We start from the raw sequence: 3,440 nt of genomic DNA on the forward strand, positions 1-3,440 counted from the left end.
CGGCGGGGGGCTGCCCTCCACCCTGGCGCAGACCACGCTGAACAACACCACCGCGTTCCACGACCCGGACGGCTACACCTACTACGTGGTCAGCGCAACCAATCCCGGTGTGGCTAACTGGCTGGACAGCAGCGGCGTCACCAAGGGTGAGATATTCGCCCGGTTCGAGAACATCCCCGACGGCACCGACGGCGACGGCCTGGACGTGACGACCAAGGTGGTACCGGTGGCCGACGTGGCCGACCACCTGCCCGCCGACACCCCCACCGTCAACCCGGAGGAATACGCGGCCGACATGGCGCAACGCGTGTTCTCCTACGACTACGCCCTGGATTCGTCCCGGATGCACGACCAACCCGGCTGGGTGCTGCAGGAATCGCTGCTGTACGGGCTCAAGGGGCTGATGGGCAGCGACAATTTCCAGGAGGCGTTCGGTGAGCAGCCGTCCACTCCGCTGGCGCTGAGGTTCACCGACGCGTTGAGCCCGGACTGGAGCGCCGTCGAGCACGACATCTTCACCAACCCGTCCGACAGCCTGTCGGCGATCGTCAACAACCTGCCGCTGGCATTCAGCGACATCAGCCTGCCCATGGAGTACGCCGTTGCGCGAACGGCGCTGTCACTGCTGCTGCCCGGACAGCACCTCGGCACGGCCCTCGACGACGCGCTGCTCGGCCCGAACACCGGAATCATCGCCGGGTTCCTCAACGCCCGCGACGACCTGGCGACGGCGGTGCTGACCGCCAACGACAACTTCCCGACCGAACTGGGCACGCAGGCTGCCAACGAATGGGCGAACATGTCCGACTTGGTCCAGTCCACCCCGAGCATGACGTTGGTTGACCTGGGCGCGCTGCTGCTCGATCCGGCCGAGTTCTTCGGCGGCTAGCGAATCCGGCCGCGGCTACACCAGCCGAAGCGCCGCGTCGACCGCCAGTGCGGCCACGTCGACCCGCTTGGAGCCCAGATCGTGCCGGGCGCCGGCGATCTCGACGACCTCGGTCGGCGCCGGAATCAGCGCGGCAGCGGCGCGCACCTCGCCGATGCTGGCGAACGGGTCGGAGCTGCCGTGGGTGAACACCGTCGGCACGGTGATATTCCGCAGGTGCTCGGTGCGGGTGCGCTCCGGCTTGCCGGGCGGATGCACCGGATAGGAGAACAGCGTCAGCCCAGCCACCGCCGCCTGCCCGCCGGCCACCACCATCGACGTCTGCCGGCCGCCGTAGGAATGCCCGCCGGCGATCAGCGGGCCGTCGGCCAGCTCGCGGGCCAGGGCGACCGCCTCGACGATCCCGGCCCGGTCGGTGGCCCCGGAACCCCCGGGTGGTCCGTTGGGCCGGCGCCGCCGATACGGCAGGTTGTAGCGGACCGCCAGCCAGCCGCGTCGCGCCCACTCGTCGCAGACCCGCACCAGCAGTGGCGATTCCCGGTTGCCGCCGGCGCCGTGGGTCAACACCACCACGCCGGCGGGGATGCCGCCGGGTCGATGGGCAATGCCCGCAATGGTTTCCAGGTTCACCGGATGCACCGGGCCAAGCGAAACAGCGGCGACACCGGGCCGTGCCCGTGGCCCAGCGGGTAGGCGGCGCGCAGGCACTCGGTCACCCACCGCTTGGCGAACGCCACGGCGTCCGGCACGGTGTAGCCGTGCGCCAGGGCGCAGGCCGCCGCCGCGGCCAGGGTGTCGCCGGCGCCGTGGTCGTCGCCGGTGTCGACCCGCGGCGCGTCGAAGTGGTGGAACCGGGTGCCGTCGTAGAGCAGGTCGGGGCTGTGCGGCGTCGACGGCAGGTGTCCGCCCTTGACCAGCACCCACCGCGGGCCCAGCGCACGCAGTGCCTCGGCGGCCGCGCGCTGCGTCTGCGCGTCTACGACGTCGACCCCGACCAGCAGCCGCACCTCGTGCAGGTTCGGGGTCACCAGGGTGGCCAGTGGAAACAGCTTGTCCCGCAACGAATCCAGCGCCGACGGCGCCAGCAGCGCATCGCCGTGCATCGACGCACACACCGGGTCGACCACCAGCGGCACCGACAACCCGAGGGCCGGCCAGGTCTGTGCCACCGCGGTGATGATCTGCCCGGACGCCAGCATTCCGGTCTTGGCCGCCTGGATGCCGATGTCGTCGGCCACCGCCTTCATCTGCCCGGCCACCATGTCAACCGGGATCTCGTGGAAACCCTTGACGCCCAACGTGTTCTGCACCGTCACCGCGGTCACCGCGACGCAGCCGTGCGTGCCGAGCAGCGCCATGCTGCGCAGGTCGGCCTGGATGCCGGCGCCGCCGCCGGAATCCGAGCCGGCGATCGTCAGCACCCGCGGAGGAGTGACTCCGGGCGAGGCCAGCGGCAGGAAATCCACTGGTCGAGCTAGGCGATCGGGAGATACACCTGGTTGCCGTGTTCAGCGAACTCGCGTGACTTTTCGGCCATGCCCTGGGCGATGGCGGCGTCGATGGCTTCCTCGCTGTCCAAACCGTGTTCGGCGGCATAGTCGCGCACGTCCTGGCTGATCCGCATCGAGCAGAACTTCGGCCCGCACATCGAGCAGAAGTGCGCGGACTTCGCCGGCTCGGCGGGCAGTGTCTCGTCGTGGAACTCCCTAGCCGTGTCGGGGTCCAGTGACAACGCGAACTGGTCATACCAGCGGAACTCGAACCGGGCGGTGCTCAAAGCGTCGTCACGGGCTTGCGCGTGCGGGTGGCCCTTGGCCAGGTCGGCGGCGTGAGCGGCGATCTTGTAGGCGATCACGCCGGCTTTGACGTCGTCGCGGTCGGGCAGGCCCAGGTGCTCCTTGGGGGTGACGTAACACAGCATCGCGGTGCCGGCCTGGGCGATGATCGCCGCGCCGATCGCCGAGGTGATGTGGTCATAGGCCGGGGCGATGTCGGTGGCCAGCGGGCCCAGCGTGTAGAACGGAGCCTCCTCGCACAACTCCTCTTCGGCTCGCACGTTCTCGACGATCTTGTGCATCGGGACGTGTCCCGGGCCTTCGATCATCACCTGGGCGCCACGGGCTTTGGCGACTTTGGTCAGCTCGCCCAGGGTACGCAGCTCGGCGAACTGCGCCTGGTCGTTGGCGTCGGCGATCGACCCGGGGCGCAACCCGTCGCCCAGCGAGAACGTCACGTCGTAGCCGGCCAGGATGTCGGCAAGCTCCTCGAAGTTGGTGTAGAGGAACGATTCCCGGTGATGCGCCAAGCACCACGCCGCCATGATCGAGCCGCCTCGGGACACGATCCCGGTGACCCGGTTGGCGGTCAGCGGCACGTAGCGCAACAGCACCCCGGCGTGCACGGTCATGTAGTCGACACCCTGTTCGCATTGTTCGATCACGGTGTCGCGGTAGAGCTCCCAGGTCAGCTTGGTGGGGTCGCCCTTGACCTGCTCCAGCGCCTGGTAGATCGGCACGGTGCCGACCGGCACCGGCGAGTTGCGCAGGATCCA

At 69.3% G+C, this 3,440-nt stretch carries 3 protein-coding genes and 1 pseudogene; 1 reads left to right on the forward strand and 3 read right to left on the reverse strand.

Annotated elements, in window-relative coordinates; translation table 11 throughout:
* A pseudogene (locus tag AC2VON_RS25495) lies at positions 1-889 on the forward strand (hypothetical protein); the annotation flags it as partial.
* Between the two features lie 15 nt (positions 890-904).
* On the opposite strand, the gene AC2VON_RS25500 reads toward AC2VON_RS25495, so the two are convergent.
* The 3 genes from AC2VON_RS25500 to thiC form a co-directional block, all read right to left on the reverse strand.
* Positions 905-1,519, reverse strand: coding sequence for an alpha/beta hydrolase family protein (locus AC2VON_RS25500; RefSeq protein WP_486955304.1), 615 nt, complete (start codon positions 1,517-1,519; stop codon positions 905-907).
* Entirely contained in the window at positions 1,516-2,355 is an 840-nt protein-coding gene (gene thiD / locus AC2VON_RS25505) for a bifunctional hydroxymethylpyrimidine kinase/phosphomethylpyrimidine kinase (protein ID WP_486955305.1), read from the reverse strand. Before thiD ends, AC2VON_RS25500 begins: the two co-directional genes overlap by 4 nt.
* 8 nt (positions 2,356-2,363) lie before the next feature.
* The coding region (gene thiC / locus AC2VON_RS25510) for a phosphomethylpyrimidine synthase ThiC (protein WP_486955306.1) at positions 2,364-3,440 on the reverse strand (1,077 nt) is incomplete at its 5' end.

It is taken from the genome of Mycobacterium sp. TH-M82, from assembly GCF_057473605.1.